The 14,390-nt window shown below is 61.9% G+C and carries 13 protein-coding genes; 3 read left to right on the forward strand and 10 right to left on the reverse strand.

Going from position 1 to position 14,390, the window contains the following annotated elements; all coding sequences use genetic code 11:
- Positions 1-3: 3 nt before the first annotated feature.
- Both ACSC1S_RS18890 and ACSC1S_RS18895 read right to left on the reverse strand, forming a co-directional pair.
- A complete protein-coding gene (locus ACSC1S_RS18890; RefSeq protein WP_435365649.1) occupies positions 4-1,113 on the reverse strand; it encodes a Gfo/Idh/MocA family protein in 1,110 nt (369 codons plus the stop codon).
- A gap of 179 nt (positions 1,114-1,292) precedes the next feature.
- Entirely contained in the window at positions 1,293-2,042 is a 750-nt protein-coding gene (locus tag ACSC1S_RS18895; protein WP_435365650.1) for a transcriptional regulator FilR1 domain-containing protein, read from the reverse strand.
- 497 nt (positions 2,043-2,539) lie between these two features.
- Between ACSC1S_RS18895 and ACSC1S_RS18900 the strand changes: the two genes are divergently transcribed.
- From ACSC1S_RS18900 to ACSC1S_RS18910, 3 genes are all read left to right on the forward strand, one after another.
- The gene (locus tag ACSC1S_RS18900) at positions 2,540-3,406 is read left to right on the forward strand and encodes a hypothetical protein (protein ID WP_435365651.1); all 867 of its coding nucleotides are present in this window, start codon (positions 2,540-2,542) and stop codon (positions 3,404-3,406) included.
- Between the two features lie 184 nt (positions 3,407-3,590).
- Positions 3,591-4,709: a hypothetical protein gene (locus tag ACSC1S_RS18905; protein WP_435365652.1), complete on the forward strand. Its 1,119-nt coding sequence runs from the start codon at positions 3,591-3,593 to the stop codon at positions 4,707-4,709.
- A 70-nt stretch (positions 4,710-4,779) separates the two neighbouring features.
- Positions 4,780-5,940, forward strand: coding sequence for an outer membrane protein assembly factor BamB family protein (locus ACSC1S_RS18910; protein ID WP_435365653.1), 1,161 nt, complete (start codon positions 4,780-4,782; stop codon positions 5,938-5,940).
- Between the two features lie 22 nt (positions 5,941-5,962).
- Here the strand turns inward: ACSC1S_RS18910 and ACSC1S_RS18915 are convergent, their stop codons facing one another.
- The 8 genes from ACSC1S_RS18915 to ACSC1S_RS18950 all read right to left on the reverse strand — a co-directional run bounded on the left by ACSC1S_RS18915 (position 5,963) and on the right by ACSC1S_RS18950 (position 14,342).
- A complete protein-coding gene (locus ACSC1S_RS18915; protein ID WP_435365654.1) occupies positions 5,963-6,931 on the reverse strand; it encodes a sugar phosphate isomerase/epimerase family protein in 969 nt (322 codons plus the stop codon).
- A gap of 36 nt (positions 6,932-6,967) precedes the next feature.
- Complete coding sequence (locus ACSC1S_RS18920) at positions 6,968-8,086, reverse strand: Gfo/Idh/MocA family protein (protein ID WP_435365655.1); 1,119 nt, start codon at positions 8,084-8,086, stop codon at positions 6,968-6,970.
- 81 nt (positions 8,087-8,167) lie between these two features.
- Positions 8,168-8,371, reverse strand: a complete 204-nt coding sequence (locus ACSC1S_RS18925) for a DUF8005 family protein (RefSeq protein WP_435365656.1) — start codon at positions 8,369-8,371, stop codon at positions 8,168-8,170.
- 2 nt (positions 8,372-8,373) lie between these two features.
- On the reverse strand, positions 8,374-9,534 hold the full coding sequence (locus ACSC1S_RS18930; protein ID WP_435365657.1) for an ABC transporter ATP-binding protein: 1,161 nt from the start codon (positions 9,532-9,534) through the stop codon (positions 8,374-8,376).
- A gap of 7 nt (positions 9,535-9,541) precedes the next feature.
- Positions 9,542-10,522, reverse strand: coding sequence for a carbohydrate ABC transporter permease (locus ACSC1S_RS18935; RefSeq protein ID WP_435320667.1), 981 nt, complete (start codon positions 10,520-10,522; stop codon positions 9,542-9,544).
- Positions 10,519-11,451 carry a carbohydrate ABC transporter permease gene (locus tag ACSC1S_RS18940; RefSeq protein ID WP_435366011.1) on the reverse strand — a complete coding sequence of 311 codons (933 nt, stop codon included), beginning with the start codon at positions 11,449-11,451 and terminating at the stop codon, positions 10,519-10,521. Before ACSC1S_RS18940 ends, ACSC1S_RS18935 begins: the two co-directional genes overlap by 4 nt.
- Positions 11,452-11,553: 102 nt before the next feature.
- Positions 11,554-13,020, reverse strand: a complete 1,467-nt coding sequence (locus ACSC1S_RS18945; protein WP_435365658.1) for an extracellular solute-binding protein — start codon at positions 13,018-13,020, stop codon at positions 11,554-11,556.
- Positions 13,021-13,262: 242 nt separating this feature from the next.
- The gene (locus ACSC1S_RS18950; protein WP_435365659.1) at positions 13,263-14,342 is read right to left on the reverse strand and encodes a TrmB family transcriptional regulator; all 1,080 of its coding nucleotides are present in this window, start codon (positions 14,340-14,342) and stop codon (positions 13,263-13,265) included.
- Positions 14,343-14,390 lie beyond the last annotated feature (48 nt).

The following is a 14,390-nucleotide window of genomic DNA, read 5'->3' on the forward strand; positions in this document are numbered from 1 at the left end:
AGTTCAAACGCCGACCCACTCACCACTTTCGTCACTGCGCTCGATGGCATCGAGGACGCGCTGGACGCCGAGGGCGTCCTGCACGCTGGGGTGGAAGTCGGTGCCACTCGCGACACTCGAAAGGAATTCGTAGTTCTCGTGGACGAACGTGTGCTCCCAGCCGATGACGTGACCCGGCGGCCACCAGTGGTCGACGTAGGGGTCGTCGGGGTCGGTTACGAGTACCGTCTCGTAGCCCCGCGAGCCCTCGCGGTGGACCTCGAGTTCGTTCAGGCGTTCGAGCGAGAACTTCACGCTCCCTTTCGAGCCGTGGACCGCGATGCTGTGGTCGTTCTTGTGCCCCGTGGCGAACCGTGAGGCCTCGAAGGTGCCCATCGCGCCGGACTCGAACTCGACCTGTGCGCTGTAAGCGTCGTCGACGGTGACGGGTTTCGTCTCCTCACTGCCCTCGACCGGGCGTTCCTCGACGAACGTCTGGAGGTGGCCGCTGACGCGCTCCATCGGGCCGGTCTGGTCGCTCACGAGGAAGTTCGCGAGGTCGACAGTGTGCGCGCCGAGGTCGCCCAGCGCGCCACTCCCTGCCAACTCCTCGTCGTTGCGCCACGACCAGGGAGCCTCGGGGTCGACCAGCCAGTCCTGCATGTACCGGCCGCGGACCTGGTGAATCTCGCCGAGTTCGCCCGACTGGATGAGATTGCGGGCGTAGCGGATGGCCGGGACGAACCGGTAGTTGAACGCGCAGCCGGCGACCGCGTCGGACTCGCGGGCCGCTTCGGCCACTTTCTCTGCGCCCTCGGTCGTCGGCGCGAGCGGCTTCTCACAGAGGACGTGGGTGCCGGCTTCAAGCGCCGCGACGGTCGGCTCGACGTGGAGGAAGTTCGGCCCGAGGTTGTAGAACACGTCCACCTCGTCGACCACGTCCTCCCAGTCGGTCGCGTACCGGGCGAAGCCGAGCTGCTCGGTCGCGTCTTCGAGGGCGTCCTCGTCGGTGCCGACGAGCACGTCGCGTTCGATGTCCGGCGCGTCCGGGAAGAACATGGGCAGCCGCGCGAGGGCGTTCGCGTGGGCCTTGCCCATGAAGCGGTACCCCAGGAAGCCGACGTTGAGTGCCATGGTTGGAGACAGGAAACACTCCCTCTTGGTTCTACAAGAACTGGTAAGAATCACCGACAGGAGAGCCCGTGTCCGCGCAGCGATGAGGACGAACAGCTATCCACCGGGCGAGCTGTGTTACGGAGGAGTTGCAGGCTGGAACTCGTCGAAGCAGTCCATCTCGGGCGCTGGTGTGCTGGTCATCCGTTCAGCGTCACACCATGGTCTGACAATGCCGCGTCCACGGTCGAGAGGATGGTTGGCTCCTTGGAGATGTGGAGTGATTGTAACGTGTACGATTCCGAGAGGGCACCGATAGCGGCGTGAGTCTCGGTGCGGTAGAGGCCGATATCGGGGACTGCGTCTCGTTCGCTCACCAGTATACCGTCATTCGAGAGTAGCGGCTCGTATTCCGGAATCAGTGCTTCTATCGCGGGCTGACTGGACACCAGCCTGAACGAGAGGTCGTCTGTATCGACCTGCGTGCCGATCACGTCTAGAATATCACGGGGAACGGTGGGCGTAACCGCCGTGACCGTGCTCGTCGACCGAACGAACTCTACGAGTGCCCTGTTGGCGGCATGAGGGGTGTGTTTGGTGCTGTGGATTGTCTTCCCCGACCTGAAGAGATCGGGTTCGAGTGGGAGCTGTAGGTCGGACACCAGCTTCTCGTGGCCTATCACTTCGGCCATGTCCTCACTCAGCTTCGAGTACCGGGTACTCGCCCATCGCCCCAGTTCCGTTGGTCGATACTCCCTGTCTTCGACCGTTACTAGCCCGGCTTCCTCCAGTTGTTCGAGTGCCCTGTAGACCGTCGTCTTCGATTGTGTGGCACGTTTCGCCATCTCCCGACGGTCACTCATGCCGCGGACGACGTAGGTCAATATATCGTTACGTTTGTTGAGGACAGACAGCACATCGGAGACTCCGGCGCTGGAGGGGCCAGTCATATCATCATCGAACACATGGTGACTAAAAAATATTGCCACTCGCTATATCCATCAACGATGCCCAAAACAATTATGTCGGGTGGCGCTCAAGACTGGCCGAAAAATCGGTGTATTCCCCCTTGAAAACGTTGAAAGTGGGATTTCTGGCTGTCGGGTAGAATGATGTGTTTCCAGTCGGGCTGGAACGTTCCAGTCGTTTCCTTGTAATTATTTGTAACGGCCGTATATGTTGGAAACCAGGTCATATACACAATCGGGATATTACGGCGAACAAAAATAATACTCGTTCAATCACTTGTGAACCTGTAATGTCATGGGAACATGAACGAAGCAGACGTAGCGTACTACAGGTACTGGGTGCCACGGCAGCAGGGCTCTCTGGGATCGCCTCGACGACAACGGCGTCCACTGGTCCCAGTGACCGCGTGCAGGTCGCGTACGGTTCTGTGGACTCACCGGTCTCACTGAACGAACAGAAACAGCTTCGTCAGCGAGCGATGGCCGCGTACGTGAGCGCTCACGGCGGCGCTCCGAAACAGGCTGCGTTCGCCCGGAGCTCGGGTGATACGCCAGTCGTCGGGTACGCTGTCGGCTTCGACGACGGTGGTGTCCCACACTATTATTCGGTGACGACCGGAGACCCAGCACGTGTTGACGAGCGCCACGAGACGCTCGACCATCGGGTCCAGTTACTTCGTGAAGAGCTGGCTGGCTCCTCGGTCGCATCCGAGTCTTTCTCGGTTTCGCCACAGAGTCAATCCTGGGAGTTCGAGATGGCTATATATGCGGGCGGTGGGGCGAGCAGTGACGCTGGGTCTATCAGCCACAACGTGGAACTGAAGCGGCTCACCAACGACGGAACCAGCGACGGGGAGACCTTCGCCGCCATCCAGACGATGACTGCACAGCCCGAGGCGTACTCTAACCTGTCCGGCGACACGTGGCACGATTGGAGTCCTGCAGAGAACTCCCCGGGAACGGAGTCTCAGGCGCTCATCGACTACGGCCCAGAGGCGTCGAAATCCGGCGATGGCACCAAGTCTGCTACCTTATCGGCACGAGGTACTCCGCTCTCCTGGTCCTGGGAGCACGACGGAGACGTAACCACGGAATCGGACACGAGTGCGAACGAGGCCGATATGATGCACGGAGACTTCCACCAATCATACGGTGGGGGAACTGGAGACCTGGAGGAAGAGATGGGCTGTGGCACTGCGATCGAGACGAACCAGCCTTCGTCGGGCTACTACGACCTGGCAACCCTGAGCGCTGAGGAGACGTTCTTCTACGCTAACGGGTACGTGTACGACCAGCGGGTCATCTCGGACGAGCAGACGCTCAGTGTCGACTACGAGTACCTATAATACCATAACAAAAATGACAAAGAAAAACACGACTCCGACCCGACGGTCAGTCCTCAAAGCGACCGGTGCAGCCGCTGTTACCGCTCCATTCGCTATCAATACCACTGCTGCACGGACAAGTTCCACTCGAGGGACGCTCCCCGGTGGAACGAACGTCTATACCGGCGCTGGCGTCCCGTTCGGCGTGCCGGACGAACTCGAACCGGCTGGGTTCGACGATGCAGACCTGTTGGTCGTTGGATCGCGGCCGCAGACCAGCCGTCGAAAGATACTAGACGCAATCGAACAGGGCAAACCGGTCGCTTTCGTTGGTAACCGGTCCTTCGACGGCCTCCTTGCAACCCTGTACAAGGTCCCACGCGATGACGTCGGGAGCGAACTCTCCGATGGGCGGGCGGCAGACGGCCTCGAAATGGACTACTCCATCGGATTCGATTACCAGCCACACGCCGAATCGGCCATCGCCATTGTGATACCCGAGAACGGTTCACTGAACACTGCGAGGATGCGTGGCAGCGAGGTCGACCAGGAGAAGGTCTTCTCATACCTCGGCGCAGAGTTCAGCGCTGCCGACGAATCGGCGTCCGCCAGCGATTCGGCGACCTCGTCCGATGTCAGCATCACTTCAACGACTCCGTACTGTCCCATAAACCTCGACAATTCCAATGAGTGGAACTGTCTGGGCTGGAACAAGGTCGACCCCGATTCGACGAACCATTACTGCCCGCAAGGCCCGTACCAGCGCATTACGTGGGGCGTGAAACTGACGAACGGGAGTAGTGCAAACGATTACTTCGGTTTCGAAACCCGTGTCCGGATTACCGCCGGACAGGCGGATGCGGTCGATTGCAGTAGCGACCAGTGGGAGACCACACAACTCGACTTCTCACAGACGTTCAACGATGGTGTCGTCGAGTCCTATGGCCCAGTGACTGAACCCCAGAGCTACAGTACCACCGAGACTATCGGCTTCGACATCAGCGTCAGTGGCGATCAAATCGGTGCAGGTGCCAACGTTCAGTGGTCCAAGACCGCGACAAGCTCGGGTGTGAAGACCGATGGCGACATCGGCGGAGCAGAACAACAGGTCGACTACCAGTTCGACATCAAGCCCAGTGGGAACGTCGGTGGGGGAACGTTCACCGCGTGGCTTGGCCAGCGCGTCCGGATGGACAGCGGCACCGATTCGACCGACTTCTCCTATGACGAGCGGTACAAGTGGGTCGATCGGGCGGACCACTGGTGGGAATCGGACCAGTATCACACGAAGAAGGGATACGGAACGATGTACTGGAGCGTCTGAACTCATAACCATTGGAAATATTTTTCACGCTCGACACATAACGACGAATACACCGACCATGGCCCTCCACATGACGCGGCGACAGGCGATTATCGGTACCGCAGGGATGCTCGCTAGCGGCGGCTGTCTCAGCTCAGGAACCGACACGTCCGAGCCGGTATTTGGCCGTACGGATGCGCTCTGGCCGCTACTCGGACAGAACCAGCAGAACACCAATTCTGCTAGCACGACCATCCCCAGTGGCGCACTCGAGTTGCAACGAATCTTCAGGGCGTCCCCTGGGGACCGCTTCGGTGCCCCTATCGCCGTCGGTGACAACGTCCTCCTCTCACGAGCGGGAACGGATAGCCACGCACCTGGGGCGTTCGCGTTCCGCTCGGATTCCGGCGAAGAACTGTGGCACGCGCCTGATGTCGTCGATTACACGACACCGTCCATCTTCGGAGAGACTGCAGTATTCTCCGGAGACGGAGCGACCGCAGCCGTCAGTATCGACGATGGAACCGTCCACTGGCGTCAGAACATCGGCGGCAGTGGAAAGTACAAGACACACCTCAAACAGGACGACTCGATAATCGTCGCTGGCGGCCGTCACGTCGTTAGTTTGGATGCGTACACGGGCGAGGAACGATGGCGCTCGAAGAAACTGGGCGTTCCTAGTGGCTTCGCGACAGACGGCCAAACTGTGTTCGTCACTCACGGATACGACGGCGAAAGTGGCCTCGTCGCACTCGACCTTGCGACTGGCGAGCCTGTCTGGGAAGGGCCGGTCGATTCGGCGGCGGGCTACCCGGTTGTCGGTGACGGACTCGTTCTCGTGCGTGACGAAGGCCGACTGACTGCCCTCGACGCGTCGAACGGGCGCATTCAGTGGACGTTCGAGATCGCGTCGAGCGCGACCGCACCACCTGCGCTCAGTCCGGACAAGACGAGCGTCGTCTACGGTGGCGCGAACGAACCGAAGACGCACGTGCTCGACCTCGAATCCGGTACACAGCAGTGGGCCGTCGATGCTCCAAGTGACTCCCAACCACTCGTCACGAAGGACAGCGTGTTCCTATTGCTGTTCGACAACCTTCTGCGGGTGGGTCGGGACGAACAAGAGGTCGTCGACTCGATAGGATTGCCGACCGAACCAACCTCACCTCTCACGATGTCGAAGCGCGGCCTCCTCTTTACCGGACGAACGGGAGACCGGACGTACTATAACTACCAAATGGTCACGAAGTGAGGACCGACCCCGTCCGTGTCTTCTATTCCGCCCAGTATGCGTCGCCGGGAGTGGTCTCGAAGACGGCACGCTGGAGCACGTCGACGCCCTTCTCCAGCCCCTCGCGGGAACTGGTGAGCGCGTCCTCGTGCTCGATGCTCAGGGCACCCTCGTAGTCGACCATCCGCAGGGTCGAGACGATGTCCTTCCAGTGCTCCTCGCCGTGGCCGTAGCCGATGGAGCGGAAGATCCACGAGCGGTCCTGGCCCTCGGCGTAGGAGGTGTTGTCCAGCACGCCCTTGCGCTTGCTGTGATGCTCGTAGATGCGGGTGTCCTTGGCGTGGAAATGGTGGATGGCGTCCTCGTCGCCGAGGTAGCGGATGGCTTCCGTCACGTCGATGCCCTGCCAGTACAGGTGTGAGGGGTCGAAGTTCGCGCCGATGCGTTCTCCGGTCGCCTCGCGCAGGCGAAGCATCGTGTCGGGCTGGTACACCAGCATGTTCGGATGCATCTCGATGGCCACGTCGACGCCTTCGGCCTCGGCGTGGTCCGCGATGTCCGACCAGTAGTCGATGGCGAGCTCCCACTGGTAGTCCAGTGCCTCTGCGTGCTCGGGCGGCCACGGGGCGGTGATCCAGTTCGGGACCTCGCCCGACGGACTCCCCGCGGGCAGGCCCGAGAAACACGTCACCGTGTTCACGTCTAGCTGGCCCGCGAGCGTGATGGCCTCGCGGAGTTCGCGGTCCGCGAGGTCCGCCTGCTCTGCGTCAGGGTGCAGCGGGTTGTTGTGCGTCGCCAGCGCACTGATTCGAAGGTCGTGTTCGTCGACGAGCGCGAGCAGTTCCTGCTGGGCCGCCTCGTCGTCGAGGAGTGCCTCGCGGTCGAGGTGGTCCTCGCCGGGGTAGCCCCCACAGCCGATCTCGACAGCGTCGACGCCGAGTTGGGCGAGATAGTCGAGTGCGTCTTCGAGCGGTTCCTGTCCGAGTGGTACGGTGAGTACGCCGATGTCCATGGTGGAAGTTTACGATAGTCGTAGTTAATTATTTGCTCAGTTCGGTGGCTGGAGTGGCGATTCCCTGTCCTGGTCGTCGCGCAGGGAGACGGCCTCGCCGCGCTCGGAGGATTCGTAGATCGCGCCCATGATTCGCTGGACCGTGAGCGCCTGCTCGACCGTGTTGCGCTCGGGTGCTTCGCCCGCGGCGACGGCCTCGACGAATGCGCGCTGCTCTTTGCGGTGAGCCGGCTCCTCCCGGGTCGTTATCTCGGTGTCCGAGAAGTGCGGGCCACCGACGTCCTCGACCTCGTGGATGGTCAGGGTCTCCTCCGCGCGGTCGACGGTCGCGCCGGCCTCGGTGCCCTGCATCACGTACGTCTGCGCGGGCGGCCGGTTGCTCGCCCAGGAGGTCTCCAGGGCCAGCGTCTGGCCGTTCGCGAAGCGCACGAGCGCCTGTGCGGAGTCGTCCACGTCGAAATCGCCGTCGCCGTCCTTGCCCCACATGTGCAGGTACGTGTAGTCGTCGCGGCCGCCGAATATCGAGCGCGTCTCGCCCGACACCTCCACGACCTCGGGGAAGTCCAGCATGTGCATCGCCAGGTCGATGGCGTGTGCGCCGATGTCGATGAGCGAACCGCCGCCCGCGACCGAGGAGTCGGTGAACCACGACCCGCGTCCGGGGACGCCCCGCCGGCGGATGTAGTTCGCCTCGACGTGGTACACGTCGCCGAACCGGCCGAGGTCCTGTTGCTCCTTGAGTACCTCGACGGTCGGTGCGAACCGGTTGTGGAAGCCGACCATACAGAAGCTGTCGGCGTCCCGCGCCACCGCGGCGATGCGCTCGGCGCTCTCCACCGAGTTCGCGAGGGGCTTCTCGACGAGCACGTCGAGTCCGGCCTCCAGCGCGCTCGTCACGTACTCCTCGTGGAACCGGTTCGGTGTCGTCACGATGACGGCGTCGACCGTCTCGTAGAGTTCTGCTGCGTCCTCGTACGTGGGGACGCCGTAGTCCGCCTCGAACGCGTCCCGTGCGTCCGCCACGATGTCCATCCCGCCGACCAGGTCAGCAGCGATGTCGTCGTCGTTCGTCAGTGCCTCAAGGTGGTCGGCGTGGTGCCGTGCGATACCACCGAGGCCTACGATGCCAATCCGAATTGTCTCATCATCTGTCATAGTTCAGTTGTCTCTCCGTGTTGCGTTCGTTTGCGGTGCGGAATGGAAAACAGCCGTGGCGGGTGAACGCCGGCGGCCGTGTTACAGCAACTGCTTTTCCTTCTCGTCGCGTTCGTGTTCGCGCTGCTCGGCTTCCTTCTGGCGGCGACGACCGCGTATGTACTGTTTGATTCCGGGGATGACCTTGTTCTTCAGGTCCAGGATGAACGACGCGATGCCGTACACCCAGAAGAAGAACAGGAGCGTTCCTCCCCCGAAGTACAGGAGTGCGGCCTCACTCACCATCGTCAGTCACCCGAGCGAGCCTCCGACTGGAGCGGCTGGGACAGTCCGTGGACGATAGCCTCTCCGGACGCGGTGTCGAACAGGTGGAGCCGCGAGCGGTCGAGGACGACCGACTGCGCGATGTCCTCCGAGATCTCCGTGTCCGGGTCGACACTCATCAGGAGGCGGTCGTCGCCCTCCTCCTGCATGCCGGAGGTCGCCTCTTCCCCGTAGGTGAGATAGACGAATATCTCGTTCCCCATGGGTTCGAGAACGTCCGTCATCGTCTGGACGGGGCTGGTCGGGTCCTCGACCTTACGCGTGTCCTCCTCGCGGTAGACATCCTCCGGGCGGACACCGAGGGTGACCTGGTCGCCCGCGGAGACGCCGAAGTCGCTGGGGTCGAACTCCACGGTGATGTACTCCGACGTGAAGCCACTGTTGGTCACTTCGCCCTCGATGAAGTTCATCGCCGGCGACCCGATGAAGCCGGCGACGAACAGGTTCGCGGGCTCGTTGTAACAGACCAGCGGCGGGTCTATCTGCTGGAGCGTCCCGTCGTTGATGACCGCGATGCGGTCCGACATGGTCATCGCCTCCGCCTGGTCGTGCGTGACGTAGATGATGGTGGTGTCCAGCTCCTTGTGCAGGCGCTGGAGCTCCGTGCGCATGTGCACACGCAGCTTCGCGTCCAGGTTCGCCAGCGGCTCGTCCATCAGGAACACTGCCGGGTTCCGGACGATTGCGCGGGCGATGGCGACACGCTGGCGCTGCCCACCGGACATCTCGTCCGGCTGGCGGTCCAGCATGCCCTCGAGCTGAACGACTTTCGAGGCGTGCTCGACACGACGGTCGATCTCCTCCTTGTCGTAGTCACGCAACCGCAGCCCGAAGCTGATGTTGTCGTACACGTCCATGTGCGGGAACAGCGCGATGTTCTGGAAGACCATCGCGACCCCGCGGTCTTTCGGTGGGTAGTTCGTGACGTCGGTGTCGCCGATGAGGACCTGCCCGGACGTCGGCTTGGTGAGTCCGGCGATGGTCTCCATCGTGGTCGACTTCCCACACCCCGACGGGCCGACGAGCGTGATGAACTCGCCGTCCTCGATGTCGAGGTTCATGTGGTCTACCGCTGTCACGTCGTCGTACTGCTTGATGACGTCGTTTAGTTTGACACGTGCCATGTGTGATTCACTCCTTGAGTGCTCCTGAGGTGAGCCCGCTGACGATCTTCTCCTGTGCGACCACCACGAGGATGGTGACAGGCAACACTGCGACGATACTCGCTGCTGCCATCGCATTGTACGTGGTCTGGAACTGACCGGCCCGGCGGAACTGGAGGATACCAGCCACGACCGGTGCCCAGTTCTCCGCCGTACCGTCCGTCATCAGGTACGAGAAGAAGAACTCGTTGTACACCGCGATGAACGTCAGCACGCCCGCGGTCGCGACACCGGGTGCCGACAGCGGCACGATGACGCGGAACAGGGCGCCCAGGCGCGTGGTCCCTTCGATTCTGGCGGCGTCCTCCAGGCCATCCGGAATCTGGCCGTAGAACGTCGTCAGGATGAAGATGGACAGCGGCAAGAAGATGGCGCTGAACGGGAGCATCATCGAGCCCGGCGTGTTGTACAGCTGCGGGCTGGAGACGGTGTATCCGAGCAGCGAGAGGCTGACGTTCCCGTTGAACAGGTCCCACAGCGGCAGGAAGAACGCTGCCGGCGGGAAGTACGAGATGGCGAGCACGAGCAGCATCAGCCCGCGACGCCCCGGGAACTCCAGGCGACCGAACACGTAGCCTGCGAGGCTCGCGAGCAGCAACACGATGACCGTCGTGCCGATCGCGAGGAACAGGCTGTTGAACATGTACCGCATGAACGGTACCTGTTCGAACACCTGGAAGAACGTCTCGATGGCGAACCCGTTCGGCAGGAGACCGATGTCGGGGAGCGTCCCGCTCGGGCCGGTCGGCGTCAGCGCCAGGATCAACAGCCAGTAGAACGGGAACAGCGTGGTGGTGAGGAAGAACACCGTCACGACGTAGAACATCGAACGGTAGGCACGCTGGGGGTCCTGGATGGACTTGTCGACCCAGCGCTGGAACGGCCCTCGCTTGAGCTCTGCGTCACCACCAGCGAACGGATTCTCTCCTGTGGAATCGTCGGTACTCATGCCATGTCCTCCCGGGCGTACCCGATGATGTAGACGGTGACGACCAGCCCGATGATGCCTGCCGTCACGAACGCGACCGTCGCGGACGTCGCTATCAGGTTGTTATTGAACGTCGAGATGACGAGACAGGACAGCGACGGAACCGTCGAACAGCCGGACACCGTCTCGATGATACCGTACACCCGCATCGCCTGGATGGTGCGGAACAGCATCGCGACCAGGATGGTCGGCAGGATGAGCGGGAACGTGATGTACTTGAAGCGCTGCCACGGCGAGGCACCCGCGACGCGGGCGACCTCGTACAGGTTCCGGTCGATGCTCTGCAGGCCCGCGAGGATGAGCAGGGCCATGAACGCAGAGGTCTTCCAGATGTCCGCGACGATGACGATCAACGTGGAGTCGATCGTACTCGAGAACGGGGCGAACGAGAACGGCCCGAGCGTCTGGAGTATCGTCGGTGCCTCTTCACCGCCGATCAGGAACCCGATGCCCGGCTGGAACATCAGGAAGAAGATCATCCCCTGCACGACGATGGGCACAGCCCACGGGATGATGATGGCGACACGAACCCAGCGTCGCCCCTTGAAGTCCTGGTCGAGTACGAGCGCCTGTCCGAACCCGATGATGGTCTCGAAGACGACGCTGACGATGGTGAAGATGAGCGTCACCGTCAGTGCGCTGTTGAACATCGCGTCGACCGACAGCTCGGTCGGAATGAACGGTGACGGCATCAGTGCGTTCTTCTCGCCGGTGAGCAGTGCGATGTAGTTCTGGATGGCGACGAAGTCACCGAGCCTGCCCGTGAGGTTGTCCGCGAACAGCGACATGCGGAACGTACTCAGAAGTGGCCACACTGCTATCGCGGCGAGCAAAAGAAGCGCCGGCGTAAGCAAGAGGTACGCGAACTGGGCCTCGCTGAGGTTCTCCATCCAGCGAATGGCAGTCGCGTACGGGCCAGACCGCTGGCTCTCACGCAGCGGGCCCGATTGTGTTTCTGGTTCTGCTGCCATTATTGTATGCCAGGTCTGTTTTTAGACGCTGTTTTCGATTTGCTTCAGGGAAGCGGCAAGGCTTTCCATTGCCTTGGCCGGCGTCTTGTTCTGCTGGAGGGAGCCGTTGACCTCCTTCGAGATCTGGGTGGATTCCTGGTTCCAGACACGGGTGACCGGACGCGGAATCGCGTTCTCGCCAGCGACCTTGAGGGTGTCGACGTAGCGGCCGATGACGTCGAGCTGCTGTGCTTCCTTGCTGGCGACCATCTCCGGAACCGGCGGGATCCAGCCACCGAGCTCGAACAGCCCAAGCTGGGCCTGCTCCGTCGTGATGGCCTTGAGGATCTGCACTGCGGCCTGCTTCTTCTTGCTCGATGCGTTCGGGTTGAGGGCGAGGTGCCAGCCACCGAGGGCTGCCACTGCACCACCGGTGCCCTCGTACTTGGCCTCCTCTGGCGTGACGCCGTACGGAATCGGCATGACACCGAGGTCCTCGCCGAAGTTGTCCGGGCTGCCGTTGATGTTGATCGAGTACGGCCAGTTGCGGTGCATGACGACGTTGCCCTTCGTGAAGGGTTCACGCGAGGGCTCTTCGGTCATCTGCACGACGGCCTGGGGCGAGATGTTGCCCTCGACGGAGCTGAGCGACTCGGGGTCGCTGCTGCCGTGGATGAACGTCCGCATCATCTTGATGGCCTTGATGGGAGCCTCTTCGTTGACCGTGATCGGGCGGTCGCCGATGGGGCCGAAGAGGTTGTCGTGGTTGCCGAAGTACGCGCCACCCCAGGAGCTCATGAACTCGTTGAAGTCACAGCACGAGAGGCCCTCGTAGGCCTTCCCCTGCCACGTGAATCCGTCCTTGCCGCTCTGTTCCATCGTGTCCTTCGTGACCTGGGAGAACTTCTGCCAGCTGAGGGGCTCGGTCGCCCAGTTCTCGTTTTCAGGGTCGTAGCCGGCCTTCTCGACCAGGTCCTTGCGGTACTGGATGGTCGGGAAGTCCGCGAACAGCGGGATACCGTAGAGGTCGCCGTTCATCGTGGCAGTGGCGACGCTGGCACCGAAGTAGTCGCTTTTCACCCTCTCGGTCATCTCCGAGGGCAGGGACTTACTCAGGTTCTGAAGCTGTCCACGGGCGATGAACGGAATCATCCATCCGTTGTCGAGCATCATGATGGTCGGCTGCTCCTGGCCGGCCGAGAGGATGTTCTTGTACTTCGCCTGCCGGTCACCGGTGGTGAACGACCCGGCGATGACCTCCAGGTTGATGTTGTCCGGCAGCCCCGCCTCGTGCAGGAGCGTGTTGATCTCGCCCTCGACCTTCTTGAAGTTCGAGTCACCCGCGAACTGGACGGTGATGTCCTCCGTGGGTGCCTCGGTGTCAATCTGGGTGTCGGTGTCTTCGTTGCCACCGCCACCACCGCCGCCACCGTTATCGTCACTGCTGTCGTTGCTCGAGATGCAGCCGGCGAGTCCAACTCCCACACCGGACGCGCCAGCGACCTTCACGAACGAACGACGGCTAACTTTCCGTGCGCTTCTTCGACTCCCTTGCGAACCATTCGCAGGCATAAGCCTACGTTTATGGCCTTTGGATTTATAGATAACGTGGATACAACGGGTGTTGTAGTCCCGCAACTGATAGGTTTTCGCCTGTCTTATCCCCTGCCTATAACGTTCGCGCACGCGAGGCTTTGCGTAACCACTCGACGTCTCTCTAGAATATCTGATGTATTAGTTTGAACGACGATTCAGCGCGAAATCTCGGTCATCGTGAGCCGAATTCCCTCGATATCCTCGAGCATCGCACCCTCACCACCGACGGTAAACTCGCCTTCACTGGTCTCGACGGTGATGGACGCGCGTCCCGCCAGCTGGGCTAACGGAATCTCGTTTGCACCGACGTAGCCATCACCCTCGTAGTAGACATCTGTAAGGTCCCCCTCCAGTATCCGTTCCTCACCAGACGAGACGTCCTTGCCGAGCACACGGACGCCGATGGTCACCCCGTCGAGCAAGAGTGGCTCCACGTCGCGAATGAACTCGCGAACGTCGACGTACTCGATGGGGGGTTCGTCGTTCCGAGCGGTGTAGATCTCGTCACAGATCTCCCACAGACAGCCGACGTAGTACCAGTGGAACACGTACTCGTGCATCCGGTCGTCGACGAGGACACCGTACTCGTTCAGGGCGTCCTCGTGGGGGCCGAAACACGCCTTGCGCCGGTCGATGAGCGCGACGAACGGTGAGGGAATCGGCCGGTGGCGGGTCTCGGTCGTCGTCTTCGCGAGTCGCTCCTGGGCGGGGAGTTCGTACTCCTCGTCGGGGGCCGTGTAGATTGAGAGCTGGATGTAGACGCCGCGTTCGAGCGCCTCGGCGAGAACACCCTCGAGCTGCTCGTACTGTTCGAGGCTCGCCGAGAGCTGTATCTGGTTCTCGGCCTCCTCGATGAACAGTCGTGCGCGGTCGACGACGGTCTCGAACCGCTTCACGATGCTCGCCGCGTGGCGGTCCAGTTCGGGCTGTTCCCACCGGTCCTCTATCTCGTCGGCGGCCTGCTCGAATCGTGACGCGCGGCTCTGGAGGTCCTCGAGAACGTCCGCCGGGCTGTGTGCACGTGCCCGCATCGTGTCTTGCTCGTACGTTTCGACGTACCCTCGGTCTTCGAGCGACCGGACCACGTCGTAGATTCGCGGGTCCGGAACGTCGCTCGCCTCGACCAGCTCGCGTGCAGACGCCGTCCCGAGCTCGAGCAGGGCCACGTACGCCTTCGACTGGTACGGTGAGAGCCCCGCTTCCTGCAGGACCTCACGTAACTCGTCGGAGTTCATACCTCAAACGGTGGGGAAACAGGGGGAAAAACCTTCTCTCCCCGGCGA

Source organism: Haloarchaeobius pelagicus (assembly GCF_051207375.1).
GTDB lineage: Archaea > Halobacteriota > Halobacteria > Halobacteriales > Natrialbaceae > Haloarchaeobius.

Excerpts from the sequence above, each read along its gene's own strand:
- ACSC1S_RS18890 (WP_435365649.1), bottom strand. The coding sequence starts at position 1,113 with ATGGCACTCAACGTCGGCTTCCTGGGGTACCGCTTCATGGGCAAGGCC.
- ACSC1S_RS18895 (WP_435365650.1), bottom strand. The coding sequence starts at position 2,042 with ATGACTGGCCCCTCCAGCGCCGGAGTCTCCGATGTGCTGTCTGTCCTC.
- ACSC1S_RS18900 (WP_435365651.1), top strand. The coding sequence starts at position 2,540 with ATGGCCGCGTACGTGAGCGCTCACGGCGGCGCTCCGAAACAGGCTGCG.
- ACSC1S_RS18910 (WP_435365653.1), top strand. The coding sequence starts at position 4,780 with ATGACGCGGCGACAGGCGATTATCGGTACCGCAGGGATGCTCGCTAGC.
- ACSC1S_RS18915 (WP_435365654.1), bottom strand. The coding sequence starts at position 6,931 with ATGGACATCGGCGTACTCACCGTACCACTCGGACAGGAACCGCTCGAA.
- ACSC1S_RS18920 (WP_435365655.1), bottom strand. The coding sequence starts at position 8,086 with ATGACAGATGATGAGACAATTCGGATTGGCATCGTAGGCCTCGGTGGT.
- ACSC1S_RS18925 (WP_435365656.1), bottom strand. The coding sequence starts at position 8,371 with ATGGTGAGTGAGGCCGCACTCCTGTACTTCGGGGGAGGAACGCTCCTG.
- ACSC1S_RS18930 (WP_435365657.1), bottom strand. The coding sequence starts at position 9,534 with ATGGCACGTGTCAAACTAAACGACGTCATCAAGCAGTACGACGACGTG.
- ACSC1S_RS18935 (WP_435320667.1), bottom strand. The coding sequence starts at position 10,522 with ATGAGTACCGACGATTCCACAGGAGAGAATCCGTTCGCTGGTGGTGAC.
- ACSC1S_RS18940 (WP_435366011.1), bottom strand. The coding sequence starts at position 11,451 with ATGGAGAACCTCAGCGAGGCCCAGTTCGCGTACCTCTTGCTTACGCCG.
- ACSC1S_RS18950 (WP_435365659.1), bottom strand. The coding sequence starts at position 14,342 with ATGAACTCCGACGAGTTACGTGAGGTCCTGCAGGAAGCGGGGCTCTCA.